We start from the raw sequence: 22,750 nt of genomic DNA on the forward strand, positions 1-22,750 counted from the left end.
GGAAAGACGACGACTTCCATGGCCGACCACCCGCCCTTCGCCCTGTTTCGTGACGACCCGGCCGGCACCGCCATGCTGTTTTCCGATCCCGCCGAGATCGTCATGGTGAACAGGCGCGCCGATTTTTTCCCCGCGCTCGACAAGCTGGAGGCGGCGCGCAAATCCGGCAAATGGCTCGCCGGTTATATGGCCTATGAGGCGGGGCATCTGTTCGAGGACAAGCTCGAAAATTTCGCCGTCGAGGACCGCGAGACGCCGCTGCTCTGCTTCGGCCTCTTCGATGCACCGGCGGATGAAGACCATCCGCTCCTGCAGCCGCGTCAGCGCGCCGAAAACGAGCCCCTCCTCAGCGAGCCGCGCGCGGCTTGGGATTTCGACACCTATCGCGACCGCTTCGAGCGCCTGCACCGGCATCTGCGCCTGGGCGATTGCTACCAGGCGAACCTGACCATGCCGATCACCGCGCGCTGGAACGGCGATCCGCTCGCCGCCTTCTGGTCGCTGATCGCCCGCCAGCCGGTGAAATACAGCGCCTATCTCGATCTCGGCGGCCCGAAACTGCTGTCGCGCTCGCCCGAACTGTTCTTCCGCACCGACGAGGACGGCTGGATCGAGACGCATCCGATGAAGGGCACCGCCCCGCGCGGCGCGACGCCGCAGGAGGATGCGGACATCGTCGCTGCCATGCTGGCCGACGAGAAGACGCAGGCCGAGAACCGCATGATCGTCGACTTGCTTCGCAATGACATCTCGCGCATCACCGAGGTCGGCACGCTCGACGTGCCCAAGCTTTTCGACATTGAGACCTATCCGACCGTCCACCAGATGGTCAGCCATGTGCAGGCGAAGCTTTTGCCTGACCTGACCCTGCGCGACATTTTCGCCGCCCTCTTCCCCTGCGGCTCGATCACCGGCGCCCCGAAAATCAGCGCCATGAGCATCCTGCATACGCTGGAAGACGGCCCGCGCGACGCCTATTGCGGGGCGATCGGTTTCGTCTCGCCGGAGGGGCCGATGCGGTTCTCGGTGGCGATCCGCACCATCTCGCTCTTTCCAAACGGCCACGCAGTCTTCAATGTCGGCGGCGGCATCGTGTTCGATTCGCGCGCCGATGCCGAATATGAGGAATGCCTGTTGAAGGCCCGTTTTGCGGTAGGGGATCAATGGATTTCACGCTGATCGAGACGTTTCGTTACGAGCCCGGACAGGGGCCGCTGAGGATCGACCAGCACATGAAGCGGCTGGCGCGTTCGGCCGATGCGTTGCGCTTCCGCCAGCCGGCCGCCGCCCGCAAGAAGCTGGACGAGCACCTGAAGGACGCAGCCGAACCCTTGCGCGTGCGCCTGACGCTGACGCCGAAGGGCGAGATCGATATTACCTCGACGCCATTCACGCCGCTCGACGAGGATACTGTCTGGACGCTGCGCGTCGCCCAGACCCGCCTCGATTCCGCCGATCCGCTGCTGCGCCACAAGACCTCGAAACGCGACGTCTACGAGGCGGCGCGCGCCGAATATTCGAAGGAAGACGCCGACGAGGTTCTGCTGCTCAACGAATTGGGCGATGTCTGCGAAGGCACGATCACCAGCATCTTCGTGGAGGAGACCGGTGGGCCGCTGATGACGCCGCCGCTCAATTCCGGCCTGCTGTCCGGCGTCTTCCGCACCGACATGATCTGCCGGCAGAAGGCCCGCAGCCAGCGCCTGCGGCTTCAGGATCTGCGCAACCGCCAGATTTTCCTTGGCAATTCCCTGCGCGGCCTGATCCGCGCGCAACTGATCACGGACTGAGAACCCATGTTCATCCTGTCGCTCACCTATCTCAAGGGCACCGAAGAGGCCGACCAGTACATGCAGCCGCATCTCGACTGGCTGCAGGCGGGTTACGAGCGCGGCCTGTTCCTCGCCTCCGGCCGCAAGGTGCCCCGCACCGGCGGCGTCATTTTCGCCCACGGCGGGCGTGCTGACATCGAGGCGCTGGTCGCCGCCGATCCCTTCACCCTCCACGGCGTCTGCACCTATGAGATCACCGAAATCGCGGTGACGCGCGTCGCCGGCGGCGGCCTCGACGCCTTGAAATCCTGATCTGCCCTGAGCCGTCCGATGACCCGCCGCCTCGTCCACATGCCCTACCACACCTCGGCCAAGCCGTTTTCCATCGGCCTGCGCTCGATCACGCCCGAGACCTGGCTGGAGCCGGATGCCGATCTCGGCCGCTATCTCGACGAAAAGGCGCGACTGATCGCCACCGAGCGCCCCCAGGTCTTCCTGGCCGAGCCCGGAACCGAGGCGGCGCAGCAGGAATGCCTCGATACCGTCGCCGGCCACCTGTTACGCGACCACGCCCATCTCTGTTCCCGTACGGCCGATGGGCGGCTGGCGCTGGCCGGGCGCGAGGTGGCGCTGGATGCGCCGGGCACACCGCCGCTGGAGATCGCCGGCTCGCTGGTGCAGGACGATCTCGTGCTTCTGCGCCGGCGCGAGACCGGCTGGCATATCGTCGCAGCCTTCGTCGCCTTCCCCTCCGCCTGGTCGCTGCCGGAAAAATTCGGCCGGCCGATGGAGGAGGTGCATGCCCCCGTCCCCGGCTTCCAGGCCGGCACCCGCAATTCCGGCCTCATCAACCGCATCTTCGACAATCTGCAGCCGGAACTGCCGGCCGAGCGCTTCAACTGGTCGGTCTATCCGCGCGGCGACCTGTTCTGGCCGCCGGAGGTCAGCGCCGCGCACGGCCGCACGCCCTTCGATGCCGCCGGCCATATCGTCCGCGTCGAGCGCCAGACCCTGCGCCGGCTGCCCGTGTCAGGCGATATCGTCTTCACCATCCGCATCTATATCGACCCCATCGCCGCCCTGCTTCGCCATGCCGATGGCGCGGCGCTGGCGCAATCCCTGGCCGACCGGCTGGAGGGGCTGGAACCCGACCAGCTCGCCTACAAGGCCATGGTTGCCAAAAAGGACGGGCTCGTCGCCTATCTGCGCCAGGCGGCGCTGGAGAAAAGCGACGCGTGAGCGTTTTCCGCCCGGCCTGTCATCGGGACTTTATTGTGACGGGATTTTATGCTGTAGGGACATCCGAAGCCGGCAGAACCGGTGCGGCGGCCTGACCTTTCCCTTTCGGCGGCAGATGCCCGCCCTCTCATGGAGAAAAAGATGACTGAAAAAACCTATCCGGTGTATGGCGAAATCACCGGCCCGATCGTCATGATCGGTTTCGGGTCGATCGGCCGCGGCGCCCTGCCGCTGATCGAGCGCCACTTCAAATACGACCGGAACCGGTTGATCGTCATCGAGCCGCGCGAAGACGCCGCCGACACTGAAATCTACGAGCGCCACGGCGTGCGCCATGTGAAGGCGCATGTGACCAAGGAGAACTACAAGGAACTCCTGAAACCCCTGCTGACCGAAGGCGAAGGCCAGGGCTTCTGCGTCAACCTCTCCGTCGATACCGGCTCGGTCGACCTGGTCAAGCTGTGCCGCAAGCTCGACGTGCTCTACATCGACACCGTCGTCGAGCCCTGGCTCGGCTTCTATTTCGACGACACGATGAAGAATGCCGACCGCACCAACTATGCGCTGCGCGAAACCATGCGCGCCGAAAAGCGCAAGAACCCGGGCGGCACGACGGCGGTCTCCTGCTGCGGCGCCAATCCCGGCATGGTCTCCTGGTTCGTGAAGAAGGCGCTGGTCGACGTCGCCACCGAACTCGGCATCAAGTTCGACGAGCCCGCCGCCGACGACCGTGCCGGCTGGGCCAAGCTGATGAAGAAGACCGGCGTCAAGGGCATCCATATCGCCGAGCGCGACACCCAGCGCGCCAAGAACCCGAAGCCGTTCAACACCTTCTGGAACACCTGGTCGGTGGAAGGCTTCATCTCCGAGGGCCTGCAGCCGTCCGAACTCGGCTGGGGCACGCACGAAACCTGGATGCCGAAGAACGCCAAGACGCACAAGAAGGGCTGCCAGGCCGCCATCTATCTGGAACAGCCGGGCGCCAACACCCGCGTGCGCAGCTGGTGCCCGACGCCGGGCGCCCAGTACGGCTTCCTCGTCACCCATAACGAGGCGATCTCCATCGCCGACTATTTCACCGCCCATGACAAGGACGGCGACGTTTCCTATCGCCCGACCTGCCATTACGCCTATCATCCGGCCAATGACGCGGTTCTGTCGCTGCACGAGATGTTCGGCAATGGCGGCCACGCACAGCCGGTCCTGCACGTTCTCGACGAGAACGAGCTGGTCGACGGCATCGACGAACTCGGCGTGCTGCTCTACGGCCACGACAAGAACGCCTACTGGTACGGCTCGCGCCTGTCGGTCGAGGAGACCCGCGACATCGCCCCCTACCAGAACGCCACCGGCCTGCAGGTGACCTCCGCCGTTCTCGCCGGCATGGTCTGGGCGCTGGAAAACCCCAAGGCCGGCATCGTCGAGACCGACGAGATGGACTACAAGCGCTGCCTCGAAGTGCAGATGCCCTATCTCGGCCCGGTCGAAGGCCATTACACCGACTGGACGCCGCTGGCCGGTCGCCCGGGCCTCTTCCCCGAGGACATCGACGAAAGCGACCCCTGGCAGTTCCGCAATATCCTGGTGCGTTGACCTTTCAATGTTTTCAATGCCCGCAACCCAGGTTGCGGGCATTTTCGCAACGGTCGGCAAAAGAGTGATGCAGTGCCGGCTATGGTTCTTGCCATGACTGAGGCTTCGCGGCATGGTTTTTCAAGGACGTATGACGCAAGAGCGGTTGCGGGACGACGTCCAGACAGAGCCTGTGCGCCGGACACACCAGCGGGAGAGACCATGACCTTGAAGAAATCCCTGACCTTCCTTGCCGCCGCGGCCCTTCTGACGGCCTGCCAGTCCTCGCCCGAGCCTCGCCCCCTGCCGCCGATCTCGCAGCCGCAGCAGCCGGCGATGAACACCGTCGACGGCACGTGGACGGATCCGAACGGCCTGGTCTCCACCTTCAATGCCGGTCGCTTCGACACCCGTACCACGGATGGCTCCAATGCCGTGCTCGCTTCCGGCTCCTATACGGCCCAGCCGAACGGCATCGTCGAGATCAACCTCTATTCCAACCTGAAGAAGACCAATTCGCGGGTGAACTGCAAGCTGGCCGACCCCAGCCGCCTGAATTGCACCGCCGAATCCGGCACCCAGTTCACGCTGACGCGTCGCGCCTGAGTCTGCAAACGACTGTTAAGACAGCTTTCGAAGGCTCCCTCCGGGGGGCCTTTTTGCATATTTGCCCTGTGACGATAGTTGAGGTGGCCCTGCAGCTTTTTGCTTGAAGTCGGCACGGGTTGGTGGAAACATCCACGCCGGGAACAGTGTCACGAAGTGACCGTAGGATAAGCCCGGAGGGAGACCGGCAAAAAAGGCCTCCCGGACAACAGCGGAGAACATCACCTATGATCAAGCCCTTTGCATTCGGACTTCTGACAGCGTCGATGATGACGCTGTCCTCGGGCGTCGCCTTTGCGGATTACGAACTCAACATCCTGCACATCAACGATTTCCACTCCCGCATCGAATCGATCAACAAATACGATGCGAGCTGCTCGGCCGAGGAAGAGGGCAAGAACGAATGCTTCGGCGGCGCCGCCCGCCTGAAGACCGCCATCGACCAGCGCCGCGCCGCGCTCAGCGGCAAGAACGTGCTGGTGCTGAACGGCGGCGACAATTTCCAGGGCTCGCTGTTCTACACCACCTTCAAGGGCGCGGCCGAGGCCGATTTCGTCAACGCCATCGGCTTCGACGCCATGGCGGTCGGCAATCATGAATTCGACGACGGCGAGGACGGCTTCGTCGGCTTCCTCGACAAGGTGAAGCTGCCGGTGCTGAGCGCCAACGTGTTGACCGGCGACAGCTCCAAGCTGAAGGACCGCATCAAGCCGTATACCGTGCTCGATGTCGGCGGCCAGAAGATCGGCATCGTCAGCGCCGTTGCCAACGACACCGAGGAAACCTCCTCCCCCGGCCCGCTGGTGATGATTTCCGACGATGTCTCCGCCATCAAGGCCGCCGTCGAGGAACTGAAGAAGCAGAACGTCAACAAGATTATCGCGCTGACCCATGTCGGCTATGTCCGCGATGTCGATGCCATCGCCAAGATCCCCGATGTCGACGTCGTCGTCGGCGCCCATTCGCACACGCTGCTCTCCAACACCGATCCGAAAGCCGAAGGCCCCTATCCGACGATGGTCGACAATCCCGGCGGCTACAAGGTGCCGGTGGTGACGGCCCGGTCCTACGGAAAATATCTCGGCGACCTCGTCGTCACCTTCGACGACAACGGCGTCGTCAAGGACGCCAAAGGCGATCCCATCCTCGTCGATTCCAGCTTCAAGCCGGATGAGGCGCTCGCCGCCCACTTAAAGGAAATGGGCGCGCCGATCGAGGAACTGAAGAAGAAGATCGTCGGCAAGTCCAGCGATCCGATCGAGGGCGCCCGCGAGGTCTGCCGCGTCACCGAATGCTCGATGGGCAATCTCGTCGCTGACGCCATGCTCGACCGCGTCAAGGGCCAGGGCATCCAGATCGCCTTCGCCAATGGCGGCGGCCTGCGCGCCTCGATCAATTCGGGCGATGTCAGCATGGGCGACGTCCTGACCGTTCTGCCCTTCCAGAACACGCTCGCCACCTTCCAGCTCAAGGGCTCGGACGTGCTGGCGGCGCTGGAGAACGGGGCCAGCCAGATCGAGGAAGGCGCCGGCCGCTTCACCCAGGTTTCCGGCCTGAAATACACCTTCGACAAGTCAAAGCCCGCCGGCAGCCGCATCGTCTCGGCCGAGGTCAAGGAAGGCGACACCTTCGTGCCGCTCGATCCGAACAAGACCTACGGCGTGGTCGCCAACGACTACACCCGCCGCGGCGGCGACGGCTACGACGTGTTCGCCAAGAAGGCGATCAACCCCTACGATTTCGGCCCGAGCCTCGAAAACACGGTCGCCGACTATCTCACCGCCCACAATCCCTACAAACCCTATACCGACGGGCGCGTGAAGGGTGTGGAAACCGCGGCAGCCACCGCGCCGGCCACGCCTGAGACCAAGACCGCCGAAACCCCGGCGGCAACGACGGAAACCAAGCCGGCGGAAACACAGGCAAAGCCTGCCGATACCGCCGTTGCGGAATCGCCCGCGACCCAGGCCGCCACCGCCCCCACCAGCCATGTCGTCGTCAAGGGCGACACGCTGTGGGATCTCGCCGTCAAGTTCTACGGCAATGGCGAGGCGTGGAAGACGATCTCGTCTGCCAACGGCAAGCCGAATCCGAAAAAGCTCGCCATCGGCGAGGCGCTGGAGATTCCGGCCAAATAAGGACAATTTGTCCCGCCCCCATGAACCGGTCCGGGCTTCCCCGGGCCGGTTTTTCTTTTTAGAAACCGAACAAACTTGATTAAAGGCAATGCAAAACCGCAGGCGCCGCCCTAGATACAGCGGCGACAAACCGCTCGCGCAAAGAGAGACTGATGAACGCTGTTGTTTCCGACCTGCCCACCAGCCACCCGACCGTCCGTTTCGGCAAGGTCGGCGTCCTTCTTGTCAATCTCGGCACGCCCGACGGCACCGATTACACCTCGATGCGCCGCTACCTGAAGGAATTCCTGACCGACAGGCGCGTCATCGAGTGGTCGCGGCTTTTCTGGTATCCGATCCTGTTCGGCATCGTGCTGAACACCCGCCCCGGCAAGGTCGGCAAGGCCTATGAGCTGATCTGGAACAAGGAGAAGAACGAGAGCTTCCTGCGCACCTACACGCGCAGCCAGGCCGAACTCATGGGCAAGGCGCTGGCCGACAGCCCGAATGTCGTCGTCGATTGGGCGATGCGCTACGGCCAGCCTTCGATCGCCTCGCGCATCGATGCGCTGAAACAGGCAGGCTGCGAACGCATCCTCGTCTTCCCGCTCTATCCGCAATATGCCGCCGCCACCACGGCGACCGTCAACGACAAGGCTTTCGAGACGCTTCTGAAAATGCGCTGGCAGCCGGCGCTGCGCACCGTGCCGCCCTATCACGACGATCCCGTCTATATCGAGGCGCTGGCGCAATCGGTGGAGAAGCATTATGCCAGCCTCGACTGGCAGCCGGATCTGCTGATCACGTCCTTCCATGGCATCCCGAAGAGCTATTTCGACAAGGGCGACCCTTATTATTGCCAGTGCCAGAAGACCGCACGGCTGCTGCGCGAGCGGCTGGGGCTTTCCAAGGACAAGTTGATGGTCACCTTCCAGTCGCGATTCGGGCCGGAGGAATGGTTGCAGCCCTATACCGACAAGACGGTGGAGGAACTGGCGAAGAACGGCACCAAACGCATCGCCATCATGAACCCCGGCTTCGTTTCCGACTGCCTGGAAACACTGGAGGAAATCGCCGAACAGGCCGGCGAATCCTTCCTGCACAATGGCGGCGAGAAATTCACCCATATTCCGTGTCTCAACGACAGTCGCGAGGGCATGACGGTTCTCGAAACCGTGGTGCGGCGGGAATTGCAGGGCTGGGCCGTGGCCTGAACCGAAGGTTGCCGAAAGGCCTGTCATGCCCATGGGGATCCATGCTAAAGGCATGACGGCCCGGCATCGTCGCCGGCCGTTTCCGGGGAGAAGAATATGCAGCCTTCCGGCTTCGATATCGTCGTCATCGCGCTGGTCGTCTTCGTCATCCTGGTCCTGTTCGCCGGGATCAAGACGGTGCCGCAGGGGTTTCGCTATACCATCGAGCGTTTCGGCCGCTACACGCGCACGCTGGAGCCCGGCCTCAACCTGATCGTGCCGTTCATCGAGCGCATCGGCGCACGCATGAACGTGATGGAACAGGTGCTCGACGTGCCGACTCAGGAAGTCATCACCAAGGACAACGCATCCGTCACGGCCGATGCCGTCGCCTTCTACCAGGTGCTGAATGCGGCCGAAGCCGCCTATCAGGTCTCCAACCTCGAAAACGCCATTCTCAACCTCACCATGACCAATATCCGCTCGGTCATGGGGTCGATGGATCTGGACGAGTTGCTCTCCAACCGCGAAACCATCAACGAACGGCTGTTGCATGTGGTCGACGACGCCGTCCGCCCCTGGGGCATCAAGGTCACCCGCGTCGAGATCAAGGATATCCGCCCGCCGGTCGACCTGGTCGACGCCATGGCCCGGCAGATGAAGGCCGAGCGCGAAAAGCGCGCCCAGGTTCTTGAAGCCGAGGGCTCGCGCAACGCCCAGATCCTGCGGGCCGAAGGCGCCAAGCAGGCCGCCATCCTCGAAGCCGAGGGCGAGCGCGAGGCCGCCTTCCGCGAGGCCGAGGCGCGCGAACGCCTGGCCGAGGCTGAAGCCAAGGCGACACGCATGGTCTCCGAGGCCATCGCCGCCGGCGACGTGCAGGCGATCAACTATTTCGTGGCCCAGAAATACACCGAGGCGCTGGCCGCCGTCGGCAAGGCCCCCAATTCCAAGGTGGTGCTGATGCCGATGGAAGCTTCGTCGCTGATCGGCACGCTCGGCGGCATCGGCGCGATTGCCAAGGAAGTGTTCGGCACCAATGGCGGCGATGCGCCGCGCACGCCGCCGCGTTCGTCTGGCCCGGCCCGCTCGACGCCGCAGGTCACCTTCCCCACCCCGCGCCAGGAGAGCTGAACGGATGATCGCGGCCTTCATCGCCGAAGTCGGCCCGTGGAGCTGGTGGCTGCTCGGCCTCGCGCTGCTGGCGGCCGAACTCGTGATGCCCGGCGTCTTCCTCGTCTGGATCGGTGCGGCGGCAATCGCCATCGGCGCGCTGTCGCTCATGGTCTGGGACAAGGCCTTCTGGGCTTGGGAAGTGCAGGCGCTGTTGTTTGCGGCCCTTTCCGTCGCCTTCGTCTTTATCGGGCGGCGGATGTTGTCCAGCGGCGCGAATGTCAGCGACCAGCCCCTGCTCAACCAGCGCGGCCAGAGCCTTGTCGGCCGCACCGCGACGCTGCACGAACCGATCCGCGAAGGCCGGGGCCGCATCCGTCTCGACGACACCTTCTGGACGGTTCAAGGCCCGGATCTGCCGGCGGGAACGCGCGTTCGCGTCGCCAGGAGCAACGGTGGGGACCTGATGGTCGAACCTGTCGATAGCTGAGCGAGGGTATCGCCTCAGGCGACGCCGATGCGCAGCAGGTCGTGGAAATGCACCAGCCCGACCGGGAAATTTTCCTCGTCGACGACGATCAGCGCCGAGATATTGTGCTTCTGCAACAGCGCCATCGCGCCGGTCGCCAGCGTTTCCTTGCGCACAGTCTTCGGCGTGCGCGTCATGACGTCGTCGACCGTCATCGCCGCGAGATTGCGGTTGAGGTTGCGGGCGATGTCGCCATCGGTGACGATGCCGCAGAGGCGGCCGGTCTCGTCGACGACGCCGACGCAGCCGAAGCGCTTGTGCGACAGGGTCGTCACCGCCTCCTGCATCGAGCATCCCAGCGGAACCAGCGGGATGCGCTCGCCGACATGCATGATGTCGCCGACATGGCTCAGGCTCGCCCCCAGCTTGCCGCCGGGATGGAAGGTGCGGAAATCGGTGGCCGAAAAACCGCGCGCTTCGAGCAGCGCCACGGCCAGCGCATCGCCGATGGCAAGCTGCATCAGCGTCGAGGTGGTCGGCGCCAGGCCGTGCGGGCAGGCTTCCTGCTCGGTCGGCAGCAAGAGCAGCACATCCGCCTCGCGCCCCAGCGTCGATTGCGCGCCCGCGGTGATGGCGATCAGCGGGATGGAAAAGCGCCGCGAAAAGGCGATGATGCCGCGCAATTCGGCACTCTCGCCGCTCCAGGACAGCGCGATGATGACGTCGTCCTGGGTGATCATCCCGAGATCGCCGTGATTGGCCTCCACCGGATGCACGAAGAAGGAAGGCGTTCCGGTCGAGGCGAAGGTCGCGGCGATCTTCGAGCCGATATGGCCGCTCTTGCCGATGCCGGTGACGATCACCCGCCCCTTGATATCGCCTATCATTTCCACGGCGCGCGAAAACGGCGCGGCGAGCGCGCCCGAAAGCGCGTTTTCCAGCGATTGCAGGCCGTTCTTTTCGGTGGCGACCGTGCGCAGCGCCGATTCGACGGCGCTGTTTTCGATGAGATGGATGGCTCGCTTGATCATGGCGGATCGTTAACGCCTTTCTCCCGCGAAGTCCACCGCATCGCCCGCGAGACGGGTTCGTCAACCAATGGTTAACCAAACACATTTACTCTTTGGAAAGCAATCGACAGATCCGGTGCTGCGTCGCCGGAGCCCCGAGGAAAACAGCGGTCAATCGCGGACGACGAGAATGACAAGAAGAATGCCCTCCTGCCGCCCGATTTCCCTCGGCGTCGCGCTCGCCGCGACCGCCTTGTTCGTTCTGCCGTCCTTATCCTCGGCCCAGTCGCGCCCGAAGCCGAAGACGCCGGAAAACGCGGCCCGCACCCTGCCGCAGCAGGCCGCCACGCCCGGCGCAACGAATGCCGCCGACCCCTATGGTATGAACACCGATGGCGCGGACAACGATCCCAACGCCGCCACTTCCCCCCTGTTCACCACCGATGCCGCCCGGCCGGCGCAGGGGCTGCGCACCCGCCCGACGGCAAACGCGGCGGGCAATGCCGAAGACACGCTGGCGACCGGCACCAATCCGCGCGCAAGACGTCTTAGCGGCCGCGAGGACGAACAGGCGGATGTCGATTTCAACCGCATGAACCTGCGCGAAAATTCCCTCGATGCGCTGACGCCGCGCCTCATTCCCAATCGCAACGACGCGCCCGGCATCCGGCTGGGCACCATGGTGCTGCGTCCTTCGGTCACGCAATCCGTCGCCGCCGAGCGCCAGAAATCCGGCAGCAATACCCAGAACCGCAACTACCTGCAGACCGAGCTCAAGGGCACGCTGGCCTCGGACTGGTCGCGCCATGCCCTGACCGTCACCGGCGACGGCATCTACCAGCGAAACATCAGCGGCGATGGCGAGGAAAAGCCGAGTGTCAACATCGACGCCGACTTGCGCCTCGATCTCGCCGAACGCATGACAGGGCATATCCGTGGCGGCTACGGTTTCTACCGCGAGGATACGGACGATCCCAACGCCATCAGCGGCGCCACCACCCAGGCCGGCGTTCACACGCTGAAGGGCGGGCTGGAACTGCAGCGCGAATTCGGCGTGATTCGCGGCACCACCGGCCTCGACCTGGAAAAGCGCATCTATACCGATGCGACGCTGGCCGATGGCAGCAAGGTATCGCTGGAGGACCGCGACCGCCTGTCGGGGACGCTGCGCGGCCGCATCGGCTACGAATTGTCGCCGGCGATCATTCCCTTCCTCGAAGCCGCCGTCGGGCGCGCCCGCTACGACCTCAGAACCGATAGCCTCGGCTATGCCCGTTCCTTCTGGACCTATGCGATGAAGGGCGGCGTCGAGCTGGATATGGGCGAAAAGCTGCGCGGCGAGCTTTCCGCCGGTTACGAGCGTGCCGATTTCGACGACGAACGGCTGCAGGCGCTGTCCGGCCTGACGGTGGATGGCACGCTCGCCTGGTCGCCGCAGCGCGGCACCGACGTCACCTTCGGCCTGGCGACGACCATCGAACCCTCGACCACGGCCGGCGCCAGCGGGTATGTCGCCTATACCGCCAATGCCGGCATCTCGCATGAGGTGCGCGACAATGTCGTGGCCCGCCTGACCGGCAGCACCGTCTTCCGTGACTATCCCAATGGCAGTGTCCAGGATGAGACCGTCTACACCGCCGGCCCCGGCTTCACCTGGGGCCTGAACCGCTATCTCGACCTCAAGGGCGACCTTGGCTACGAACTGACCTCGCGCAAGGTCAGCGACGATACGAGGACGTTGCGCGCCAGCATCGGCCTGACGCTGAAGCGCTGATCGTTTGTCAGCCGGCCTCCTCCCCTGGAGGAAGAAGGCCCGGCCAAACGGCGGTTACTTGCCCGAGACCATTGCCCGGATCTGCGCCTCGACCAGCGGGCGGATATCCTCGCGGCTCAGCGAGAAGGCGACGTTGGCGAGGATGAAGCCGTCCTTGGCGCCACAGTCGAAGGTTTCGCCCCTGAAGTGATAGCCGGCGAATTCCTGTCGCGAAAGTAGCTTCAGCATGGCGTCGGTCAACTGGATCTCGTTGCCGGCGCCGCGCTCCTGGGTGGAAAGGATGCCGAAAATCTCCGGCTGCAGGATGTAGCGGCCGTTGATGAAGAAGTTGGAGGGCGCCGTGCCCTTGGCCGGTTTCTCGACCATGCCGGTGATCTTGAAACCCTTGCCGATCGCCTCGCCGACGCCGACGATGCCGTATTTATGGGCCTGGTCGGGGGCGCATTCCTCGACCGCGATGATGTTGCCGCCGGTCTGGTCGTAAAGCTCGACCATGCCTTTCATGCAGCTATCCTCGGCGCGCATGATCATATCGGGCAGAAGCAGCGCGAAGGGCTCGTTGCCGACGATCTCGCGCGCGCACCAGACGGCATGCCCCAGCCCCAGCGGCTCCTGCTGGCGGGTGAAGCTGACGGTGCCGGCCTTCGGCAACTGCTGGGCGAGGATGGTCAGCTCCGCCGTCTTGCTGCGCGAGCGCAGCGTCTGTTCCAATTCGAACTGGATATCGAAGTAATCCTCGATGACGTGCTTGTTGCGCCCGGTCACGAACACGAGATGCTCGATGCCCGCCTCCAGTGCTTCCTCGACGACATACTGGATGACCGGCTTGTCCACGACGGTAAGCATTTCCTTGGGAACGGATTTGGTTGCCGGCAGGAACCGCGTCCCAAGTCCCGCGACGGGAAATACTGCCTTGCGTACCTTCTTATGCTGACTCACACATGCCTCCTTGGGCGTCTTTCGGCCAAATCATTCGCCAATTGGCGGACGTAGTACATAATTGCTACTTTTTCGCAAAAGATGACGCCGCCGGTTTCGCATGGTAAAGAGTTTGTTGAGAAAATGCCTCTAAACTCGGCTTCCATGCCGGATGCGTCATCGGCGTCCGAACAGCAGATCCGTGAAGACCTGGCAACTCGTGAAGACAAGGACAGGACAACTGATGACTGAGACCAACAGGACCTCATTTCTTGGCCTCGCTCTGGCGCTGACCTTCGGTGCGGCATTGTTCACCCCCCAGGCTGCCAGCGCCGACCCCGGCTTCAAGAAATGGATCGCCGGCTTCCAGGCCACGGCCATGCAGCAGGGTATCACGCAATCCACCTATCGCAAGGCTTTCGCCGGCGTCACCGATCCCGATCCGGATGTGCTGCAGAAGGCGCAGTACCAGCCCGAATTCAAGTCGCAGGTCTGGGATTACGTCGATGCCCGCGTCAATCCGTACACGGTGCGGATCGGCCGCGAGATGGCCAAGAAGCACAGGGTGACCCTGCAGGCGCTGGAACGTCATTTCGGTGTCGATAAGAATATCCTCCTTGCCATCTGGTCCATGGAATCGAATTATGGCGCAATCCTGGAAAAGGAAGATCGCCTGCACTATGTCCCCCGCGCATTGGCGACGCTCGCCTATGCCGATCCCAGGCGCGCCAAGTTCGCCCGCACGCAATTGATCGCCGCGCTGAAGATCCTGCAAAACGGCGATATCAGCGCCGACCGCATGACCGGTTCCTGGGCCGGCGCCATGGGCCATACCCAGTTCATCCCCACCAGCTACCTGCTCTATGCGGTCGACGCCGATGGCAACGGCCATCGAGACATCTGGAATTCGGTGCCGGACGCGCTGGCGACGTCGGCCAACCTGCTGATGAAGAACGGCTGGCAGGCGGGCAAGACCTGGGGCTACGAGGTCACCGTTCCACAAGGCGCGGCCAGCCAGGCCGGCAAGACGCGGTCGCTCGCCGAATGGCAGCAGCTCGGCTTCCTGCGCCCCAGCGGCAAGGGTTTCAAGAACGGCAGCGACCGCGCCACGCTGCGGCTGCTGGCCGGCGCCAACGGCCCCGGCTTCCTGATGACCAAGAACTTCTTCACGATCAAGAAATACAACGCCGCCGACACCTATGCGCTGGCCGTCGGCCTTCTTGCCGACGAAATCGCCGGCTATGGCGGCCTGCAGCAGCGCTGGCCGCGCCCGGACGGCACGCTTGACGTCAAGGAGAAGTTCGAGTTGCAGACACGGCTGAAGGCGCTCGGCTATTACGAGGGCGAAGTCGACGGCAATTTCGGCTCCGGCTCCAAGGCCGCCATCGCCGCCGTACAGCAGCGGCTCGGCATGGAAAGCGACGGCGAACCGTCGCAAAGGCTGCTGAAGGCGCTGCGCAAGTAAAGCCGCGCCCCTTTCGAGGTCAGGCGCGGCAGCAGGACGGGTGAGACGTGACGGCAAGGTCCGGTGCGACAGCATGGCGAAGAACCGGGGTTATGGCTTTTCTGGCCGTGATCCTCATCCTGCCGTTGAGCGACGTGCAGGCGCAGCAGCGCGCCGAGCGGCGCACGCTCTTCCAGATGCTGTTCGGCGTGAAGCCGAAAGCCGCGCCACCGCCGCCGATCGAGGAACCGAAGAAGCAGGTGCGCCCCCGGCCGCGCAAGCGCACACCCGCACCCGCCGTCGCCGCGCCGCCGCCCGAGCCCGAGGTCGCCAAGGCGGAAAATGCCCGCAAGATTCTCGTTGTCGGCGATTTCCTGGCGAACGGTCTCGGCGAAGGGCTGAACGACAGCTTCGCCGCGACCCCCGATGTCGCAGTCGAGACGCGCGGCGAGGTCGCTTCCGGCCTGGTGCGCGAGGACCATTTCAACTGGCAGGACAAGCTGCCCGCCGCCATCGACGAGGTGAAGCCGGCAGTCGTGGTGGTGATGATCGGCGCCAACGACCGCCAGCAGATGCTGATCAACGGCACGCGTGAAAAATTCCGCACTCAGCTCTGGCTCGACGAATACACCGCCCGCGCGGAAAAGCTTGCCGACATTGTCCACAGCCGGCATCTGCCGCTGCTCTGGGTCGGCTTGCCCGCTTTCCCGTCGCCCTCGATGACGGCGGATGCCGTTCAGCTCAACGGCATTTTCCGCACCGAGGTGGAAAAGGCCGGCGGCGAATTCATCGACATCTGGGACGGCTTCGTCGATGCCAACGGCAAGTTCGTGATCACCGGCTCGGATGTGAACGGCCAGCAGGTGCGCCTGCGCAGCGGCGACGGCATCAACATGACCAAGGCCGGCCGTCAGAAGATCGCTTTCTACGTCGAGAAATCGGTCAAACGCCTGCTCGGCGGCGTTGCGCCGGCGGAAGCGCTCGTCAGGCTCGATGCCAGCAACCTGCCCGACCTCATCCACCTGCCGCCGACCGAGCAGATCAAGATCGACCGCACCCCGCCGATCAGCCTCATCGACCCCGATCTCGACGGCGGCAAGGAATTGATGGGCGCCACACCGCCCCGCCCGGCGATCGACGTCTCCGCCCGAAAATTGCTGGTCGAACGCGGCGAGGTCGAACCCGCCCCCGCGGGGCGGATCGATGATTACCGCGTGGTGAAGTAACCGGCCATCATGAAAAAGCGGCGCCCCCGCGCCGCCTCGACATGGAAGCCTGCCGCCCGATCAGCGCGGCAGGACGGTCGATCCCATCAGCGCCTCGTCGATGGCCCGCGCAGCCTGACGTCCCTCGCGGATGGCCCAGACGACCAGCGACTGGCCGCGGCGCACGTCGCCGGCGGCCCAGAGCTTGTCGACCGAGGTGCGGTAGTCGCGATCGTTGGCGACGACATTGGTCGAGCCGCGACGGTCGGTGTTCAGCGTCAGCCTGCCGTCCAGTTCCTTCAGCACGCTGCCGGTGAACGGCCCGCGGAAGCCGATGGCGATGAAGGCGAGATCGGCCTTGATGACGAATTCCGTGCCGGCAACTGGCTTGCGGCGCTCGTCCACCTGACAGCACTTGACGCCGGTCAGCACCCCGTCCTCGCCGACGAATTCGAGCGTCGCCACCTGGAATTCGCGGATCGCGCCCTCGGCCTGGCTGGAGGAGGTGCGCATCTTCGTCGCCCAGAACGGCCAGACAGCCAGCTTGTCTTCCTTCTCCGGCGGCTGCGGGCGGATGTCGAGCTGGGTGACCTTGACCGCGCCCTGGCGGAAGGCGGTGCCGACGCAGTCCGATGCGGTATCGCCGCCGCCGACGACGACCACATGCTTGCCGCCGGCCAGGATCGGATCGCTCGGCCAGCCGGTGCTTTCGATGTTTTCGCGGCCGACGCGGCGGTTCTGCTGCACCAGATAGGGCATGGCGTCATGGACGCCGGCGAGATCGACGCCGGGAATGCCGGCCTCACGCGGGGTTTCCGAGCCGCCGCAATAGAGGACCGCGTCGTAATCGGCAAGCAGTTGCTCGACCTTGACATCGACGCCGACATTGACGCCGCAATGGAATGTGACGCCTTCGCCCTTCATCTGCTCGACGCGGCGGTCAATGAAGTTCTTTTCCATCTTGAAGTCGGGAATGCCGTAGCGCAGCAAGCCGCCGGGCTTGGCTTCGCGCTCGTAGAGATGCACGTCATGGCCGGCGCGGCCGAGCTGCTGGGCGGCCGCCATGCCGGCCGGGCCGGAGCCGACGATCGCCACCTTCCTGCCGGTATGCACCGTCGCCGGCTGCGGCACGATGAAGCCGAGTTCATAGGCCTTGTCTGCGATGCCCTGCTCGACGGTCTTGATCGAGACCGGCATGTCCTCGAGATTCAGCGTGCAGGCTTCTTCGCAAGGGGCCGGGCAGACGCGGCCGGTGAATTCCGGAAAATTGTTGGTGGAATGCAGGTTGCGGATCGCCTGCTCCCAGTTGCCGTTATAGACCAGATCGTTCCAGTCGGGGATCTGGTTATGCACCGGGCAGCCGGTCGGCCCGTGGCAATAGGGGATGCCGCAGTCCATGCAGCGCGCCGCCTGCTTCTGCACTTCCTGATCCGACATCGGAATGGTGAATTCGCGGAAGTGGCGGATGCGGTCGGAAGCCGGCTGGTACTTCATGACCTGCCGGTCGATTTCCAGAAATCCAGTGACCTTGCCCATAATATCGTCCTCAATTCATAAAAGCTGGGTGCGAAAACAAAGAGTTGGAATGTCGCGGCTTATTCGGCCGCGACGCCCATCCGCATCTGCTCCATGTCTTCCAGAGCGCGACGATATTCGACCGGCATGACCTTGCGGAACTTCGGACGATACTCGGCCCAGTGGTCGAGGATTTCCTTGGCCCGCTTCGAGCCGGTGTAGTGCATGTGGTTGGAGATCAGCTGGTAAAGGCGTTCCTCGTCGTGGCGCGTCATGTCCTCGGAGACGTCGACGCGTCCCTTGTGCATGAGGTCGCCGCCGTGATGGTGCAGCTTCTCCAGCATGTCGTCCTCTTCCGGAACCGGCTCCAGCTCGACCATGGCCATGTTGCAGCGGCTGGCGAAATCGCCCTTTTCGTCGAGCACATAAGCCACGCCGCCGGACATGCCGGCCGCGAAATTGCGACCCGTCTCGCCGATGACGACGACGACGCCGCCGGTCATGTATTCGCAACCGTGGTCGCCGACGCCCTCGACCACCGCGACCGCACCGGAGTTGCGCACCGCGAAGCGTTCGCCGGCCACGCCGTTGAAGTAGCACTCACCGGCAATCGCCCCATACATCACGGTATTGCCGACGATGATGGATTTCTCGGCGGCGATTTTCGAATTGGCCGGCGGCCGCACGATGATCTTGCCGCCCGACAGGCCCTTGCCGACATAGTCGTTGCCGTCGCCCACCAGATCGAAGGTTATGCCGCGGGCGAGGAAGGCGGCGAAGGACTGACCGGCCGTGCCACGCAGGGTGACCGCGATGGTGTCGTCCTTCAGGCCCTTGTGCCCGAAGCGCTTGGCGACTTCACCCGACAGCATGGCGCCGGCGGAACGGTCGACATTCTTGATATCGACCTCGAAGGCGACCGGCTCCTTGCGTTCGAGCGCGGCAGCAGCCTTCTCGATCATGGTGCGGTCGAGCACGTCGTCGATCGGGTGCTTCTGGCGGGCCGTCCAATAGGTGGCCTCCTTCGGCGCCTCGACCTTGTGGAAGATGCGGGTGAAATCGAGCCCCTTTGCCTTCCAGTGGCTGAGCATGTCGTCCTTTTCGAGCAATTCCGACGCGCCGATGATCTCGTCGAGCTTGCGCACACCGAGCGAAGCGAGAATCTCGCGCACTTCCTCGGCGACGAAGAAGAAGTAGTTGACCACATGCTCCGGCGTGCCCTTGAAGCGCTTGCGCAGCACCGGATCCTGGGTGGCGACGCCGACCGGACAGGTGTTGAGGTGGCATTTGCGCATCATGATGCAGCCGGCCGCGATCAGCGGCGCGGTGGCGAAGCCGAATTCGTCGGCCCCGAGCAGCGCCCCGATGATGACATCGCGGCCGGTCTTGAGGCCACCGTCGACTTGCAGGGCGATGCGCGAGCGCAGGCCGTTCAGCACCAGCGTCTGCTGGGTTTCGGCAAGGCCGATTTCCCAGGGAGAGCCGGCATGCTTGAGCGAGGTTAGCGGCGAGGCGCCGGTGCCGCCGTCGAAGCCCGAGACGGTGATATGATCGGCGCGCGCCTTGGCAACACCCGCCGCCACCGTGCCGACGCCGACTTCCGAAACCAGCTTGACCGAGATATCGGCCGCCGGGTTGACGTTCTTCAGGTCGAAGATCAGCTGCGCCAGATCCTCGATCGAATAGATGTCGTGATGCGGCGGCGGCGAGATCAGGCCGACGCCCGGCGTCGAATGCCGGGTCTTGGCGATGGTCGCATCCACCTTATGGCCAGGGAGCTGGCCGCCCTCGCCGGGCTTTGCGCCCTGCGCCACCTTGATCTGCAGCATGTCAGCATTGACCAGATATTCGGTGGTGACGCCGAAGCGGCCGGATGCGATCTGCTTGATGGCGGAACGCTCGGGGTTGGCCGAGCCGTCATGCAGCGGCAGGTAGCGGTCGGCTTCCTCGCCGCCCTCGCCGGTGTTCGACTTGCCGCCGATGCGGTTCATGGCGACCGCCAGCGTCGAATGCGCCTCGCGGCTGATCGATCCGAAGGACATGGCCCCGGTCGAGAAGCGCTTGACGATATCCACCGCCGGCTCGACCTCATCGATGGCAACAGGCGTGCGGCCGGCCGCTTCCGCCGGCTTGATCTTGAACAGGCCGCGAATGGTGTTGAGGCGCTGGGCCGATTCGTTCACCAGTTCGGCGAACTCCCGGTAGCGATCCTCTGCATTGCCGCGCACGGCATGTTGCAGCGAGGCGATGGCGTCCGGCGTCCAGGCATGATCCTCGCCGCGCATGCGGAAGGCATATTCGCCGCCGATATCGAGCGTCTTGGCCAGCAGCGGATCCTTGCCGAAGGCGGCCGCATGGCGCGCGACCGTCTCGCGGGCGATCTCTTCGAGGCCGATGCCTTCGATGGTCGTCGCCGTGCCGAAGAAATACTTGGTCACCAGCTCGGAAGACAGGCCGATGGCGTCGAAAATCTGGCCGCCGCAATAGGACTGGTAAGTGGAAATGCCCATCTTGGACATGACCTTGAGGATGCCCTTGCCGACCGCCTTGATGTAGCGATAGACGACTTCGGTGGCGTCCACTTCCTTGGGAAATTCGCCGCGCGCATGCATGTCGAGCAGCGTGTCGAAGGCGAGGTAGGGGTTGATCGCCTCGGCGCCGTAACCCGCCAGACAGCAGAAGTGATGGATTTCGCGCGGTTCGCCGGATTCGACCACGAGGCCGACCGAGGTGCGCAAGCCCTTGCGGATCAGGTGGTGATGCACGGCGGCGGTCGCCAGCAGCGCCGGAATGGCGATGCGGTCAGGCCCGACCTGACGGTCTGACAGCACGATGATGTTGTAGCCGCCCTTGACCGCCGCCTCGGCACGTTCGCAGAGCCGATCGAGCATTTCGATCATGCCCTCGGCGCCGCGCGCGACGTCATAGGTGAAGTCCAGCGTCTTGGTATCGAAGCGGTCTTCCGTATGGCCGATGGAGCGGATCTTTTCGAGATCGCCATTGGTCAGGATCGGCTGGCGCACTTCCAGGCGCTTGGCGTTTGCCATGCCCTCATGGTCGAGAATGTTCGGGCGCGGGCCGATGAAGGAGACGAGGCTCATCACCAGCTCCTCGCGGATCGGGTCGATCGGCGGATTGGTGACCTGCGCGAAGTTCTGCTTGAAATAGGTATAGAGCAGCTTCGAGCGGGTGGACATGGCCGAGATCGGCGTATCCGTGCCCATCGAGCCGACCGCTTCCTGGCCGGTGGTCGCCATCGGCGACATCAGGATCTTGGTGTCTTCCTGTGTATAGCCGAAGGCCTGCTGGCGGTCGAGCAGCGACACGTCGCGGCGCAGCGCGCGCGGCTCGACCGGCTTCAGCTCTTCGAGGATGAGCTGGGTGCGGTCCAGCCAGTTGCGATAGGGATGCTTGGTCGCAAGCTCAGACTTCACCTCCTCGTCGGAGATGATGCGGCCCTGCTCCATGTCGATCAGCAGCATCTTGCCGGGCTGCAGCCGCCACTTCTGCACGATGCTCTCTTCCGGCACCGGCAGCGTGCCGGCTTCGGAAGCGAGGATGACGCGGTCGTCATCGGTGACGAGATAGCGGGCCGGGCGCAGGCCGTTTCGGTCGAGCGTCGCGCCGATCTGGCGGCCATCGGTGAAACAGACGGCCGCCGGGCCGTCCCACGGCTCCATCAGCGCGGCGTGATATTCGTAGAATGCCTTGCGCTCCGGCGACATCGACTGGTTGCCGGCCCAGGCTTCCGGGATCAGCATCATGACGGCATGCGCCAGGGAATAGCCGCCGCGCACCAGGAATTCGAGCGCGTTGTCGAAGCAGGCGGTATCCGACTGGCCCTCATAGGAGATTGGCCACAGCTTCTCGATATCGCTGCCGAACAGCGGCGAGGAGACCGAGGCCTGACGCGCCGCCATCCAGTTGACGTTGGAGCGCAGCGTGTTGATTTCGCCGTTATGGGCGACCATGCGATAGGGATGCGCCAGCTTCCACGACGGGAAGGTGTTGGTCGAGAAACGCTGGTGGACGAGCGCCACGGCCGATTCGAAGCGCGGATCGGCGAGGTCCTTGTAGTAAGCGCCGACCTGATAGGCGAGGAACATGCCCTTGTAGACGACCGTCTTGGAGGACAGCGACACGGGGTAGAAATGGCTCTCTTCGCCGTCGAATTCGGCATAGATGCGGTTGGAGATCACCTTGCGCAGGGTAAACAACCGGCGCTCGAACTCGTTGTTGGTGGCGGCGTCGCGGCCGGCGCCGATGAAGATCTGGACATGATGCGGCTCGGTGGCGGCAATCTCCGGCGCCTTGGACAGCGAGGCATTGTCGACCGGCACCTCGCGATAGCCGAGCAGCACCTGCCCCTCTTCCTCGATCACCTGCTTCATGACGGTCTTGAAATGGGCGATCTGCTTTTCATCGCGCGGCATGAAGATATGGCCGACGCCGTATTCGCCAGCCTTCGGCAAGGTGATGCCCTGCCTGGCCATTTCCTCGCGGAAGAAACGGTCGGGGATCTGCACCAGAATGCCGGCACCGTCGCCCATCAGCGGATCGGCGCCGACGGCGCCGCGATGGGTGAGGTTTTCGAGGATGAACAAGCCGTCGCGGACGATCTGGTGCGACTTCTGGCCCTTCATATGGGCAATGAAGCCGACGCCGCAGGCATCGTGCTCGTTGCGCGGATCGTAGAGGCCCTGCTTCTTCGGCAGGCCGGACGGAAAGGCGGGCGTTTTCGTGGCCGCGGTCGCCGCGCCATCGATGTCATGCCCGATCTGATGTGACGGTATCGTCTTCGTCATC

The 22,750-nt window shown here is 64.1% G+C and carries 17 protein-coding genes; 13 read left to right on the top strand and 4 right to left on the bottom strand.

The window, feature by feature from the left end:
* Positions 1 to 18: 18 nt before the first annotated feature.
* The 10 genes from P7F60_RS20445 to P7F60_RS20490 all read left to right on the top strand — a co-directional run bounded on the left by P7F60_RS20445 (position 19) and on the right by P7F60_RS20490 (position 10,099).
* On the top strand, positions 19 to 1,179 hold the full coding sequence (locus P7F60_RS20445) for an aminodeoxychorismate synthase component I (protein ID WP_277919538.1): 1,161 nt from the start codon (positions 19 to 21) through the stop codon (positions 1,177 to 1,179).
* Entirely contained in the window at positions 1,164 to 1,790 is a 627-nt protein-coding gene (locus P7F60_RS20450; RefSeq protein ID WP_277919539.1) for an aminotransferase class IV family protein, read from the top strand. Before P7F60_RS20445 ends, P7F60_RS20450 begins: the two co-directional genes overlap by 16 nt.
* Positions 1,791 to 1,796: 6 nt before the next feature.
* Positions 1,797 to 2,084, top strand: coding sequence for a YciI family protein (locus tag P7F60_RS20455; RefSeq protein ID WP_277919540.1), 288 nt, complete (start codon positions 1,797 to 1,799; stop codon positions 2,082 to 2,084).
* A gap of 18 nt (positions 2,085 to 2,102) precedes the next feature.
* Positions 2,103 to 3,011 carry a DUF3445 domain-containing protein gene (locus P7F60_RS20460; protein WP_277919541.1) on the top strand — a complete coding sequence of 303 codons (909 nt, stop codon included), beginning with the start codon at positions 2,103 to 2,105 and terminating at the stop codon, positions 3,009 to 3,011.
* 141 nt (positions 3,012 to 3,152) lie between these two features.
* Positions 3,153 to 4,604, top strand: a complete 1,452-nt coding sequence (locus P7F60_RS20465) for a homospermidine synthase (protein WP_277919542.1) — start codon at positions 3,153 to 3,155, stop codon at positions 4,602 to 4,604.
* Between the two features lie 201 nt (positions 4,605 to 4,805).
* Positions 4,806 to 5,189, top strand: coding sequence for a hypothetical protein (locus P7F60_RS20470; RefSeq protein ID WP_277919543.1), 384 nt, complete (start codon positions 4,806 to 4,808; stop codon positions 5,187 to 5,189).
* 227 nt (positions 5,190 to 5,416) lie between these two features.
* On the top strand, positions 5,417 to 7,327 hold the full coding sequence (locus tag P7F60_RS20475) for a 5'-nucleotidase C-terminal domain-containing protein (RefSeq protein WP_277919544.1): 1,911 nt from the start codon (positions 5,417 to 5,419) through the stop codon (positions 7,325 to 7,327).
* A 152-nt stretch (positions 7,328 to 7,479) separates the two neighbouring features.
* Complete coding sequence (hemH, locus tag P7F60_RS20480) at positions 7,480 to 8,520, top strand: ferrochelatase (RefSeq protein ID WP_277919545.1); 1,041 nt, start codon at positions 7,480 to 7,482, stop codon at positions 8,518 to 8,520.
* 96 nt (positions 8,521 to 8,616) lie between these two features.
* The gene (locus P7F60_RS20485; protein ID WP_277919546.1) at positions 8,617 to 9,630 is read left to right on the top strand and encodes an SPFH domain-containing protein; all 1,014 of its coding nucleotides are present in this window, start codon (positions 8,617 to 8,619) and stop codon (positions 9,628 to 9,630) included.
* 4 nt (positions 9,631 to 9,634) lie between these two features.
* A complete protein-coding gene (locus tag P7F60_RS20490) occupies positions 9,635 to 10,099 on the top strand; it encodes an NfeD family protein (RefSeq protein WP_277919547.1) in 465 nt (154 codons plus the stop codon).
* Positions 10,100 to 10,113: 14 nt separating this feature from the next.
* Here P7F60_RS20490 and P7F60_RS20495 read toward each other — a convergent pair whose 3' ends face one another.
* The gene (locus P7F60_RS20495) at positions 10,114 to 11,109 is read right to left on the bottom strand and encodes a KpsF/GutQ family sugar-phosphate isomerase (RefSeq protein ID WP_277919548.1); all 996 of its coding nucleotides are present in this window, start codon (positions 11,107 to 11,109) and stop codon (positions 10,114 to 10,116) included.
* A 169-nt stretch (positions 11,110 to 11,278) separates the two neighbouring features.
* Here P7F60_RS20495 and P7F60_RS20500 point away from each other — a divergent pair, with 169 nt between their 5' ends.
* Positions 11,279 to 12,862 (top strand): outer membrane beta-barrel protein, encoded by a 1,584-nt coding sequence (locus P7F60_RS20500; RefSeq protein ID WP_277919549.1) that lies wholly within the window; start codon positions 11,279 to 11,281, stop codon positions 12,860 to 12,862.
* A 54-nt stretch (positions 12,863 to 12,916) separates the two neighbouring features.
* Here P7F60_RS20500 and galU read toward each other — a convergent pair whose 3' ends face one another.
* Positions 12,917 to 13,801 carry a UTP--glucose-1-phosphate uridylyltransferase GalU gene (galU, locus tag P7F60_RS20505; RefSeq protein WP_277919550.1) on the bottom strand — a complete coding sequence of 295 codons (885 nt, stop codon included), beginning with the start codon at positions 13,799 to 13,801 and terminating at the stop codon, positions 12,917 to 12,919.
* 223 nt (positions 13,802 to 14,024) lie between these two features.
* Between galU and P7F60_RS20510 the strand changes: the two genes are divergently transcribed.
* On the top strand, positions 14,025 to 15,245 hold the full coding sequence (locus tag P7F60_RS20510) for a lytic murein transglycosylase (protein ID WP_277919551.1): 1,221 nt from the start codon (positions 14,025 to 14,027) through the stop codon (positions 15,243 to 15,245).
* Between the two features lie 92 nt (positions 15,246 to 15,337).
* Complete coding sequence (locus P7F60_RS20515) at positions 15,338 to 16,450, top strand: GDSL-type esterase/lipase family protein (protein WP_277919552.1); 1,113 nt, start codon at positions 15,338 to 15,340, stop codon at positions 16,448 to 16,450.
* Positions 16,451 to 16,510: 60 nt separating this feature from the next.
* Here P7F60_RS20515 and P7F60_RS20520 read toward each other — a convergent pair whose 3' ends face one another.
* On the bottom strand, positions 16,511 to 17,965 hold the full coding sequence (locus P7F60_RS20520) for a glutamate synthase subunit beta (protein WP_277919553.1): 1,455 nt from the start codon (positions 17,963 to 17,965) through the stop codon (positions 16,511 to 16,513).
* Positions 17,966 to 18,024: 59 nt separating this feature from the next.
* A complete protein-coding gene (gltB, locus tag P7F60_RS20525) occupies positions 18,025 to 22,749 on the bottom strand; it encodes a glutamate synthase large subunit (RefSeq protein ID WP_277919554.1) in 4,725 nt (1,574 codons plus the stop codon).
* Between the last annotated feature and the right edge of the window lies 1 nt (position 22,750).

Source organism: Rhizobium sp. YJ-22 (assembly GCF_029601685.1).
GTDB lineage: Bacteria > Pseudomonadota > Alphaproteobacteria > Rhizobiales > Rhizobiaceae > Metarhizobium.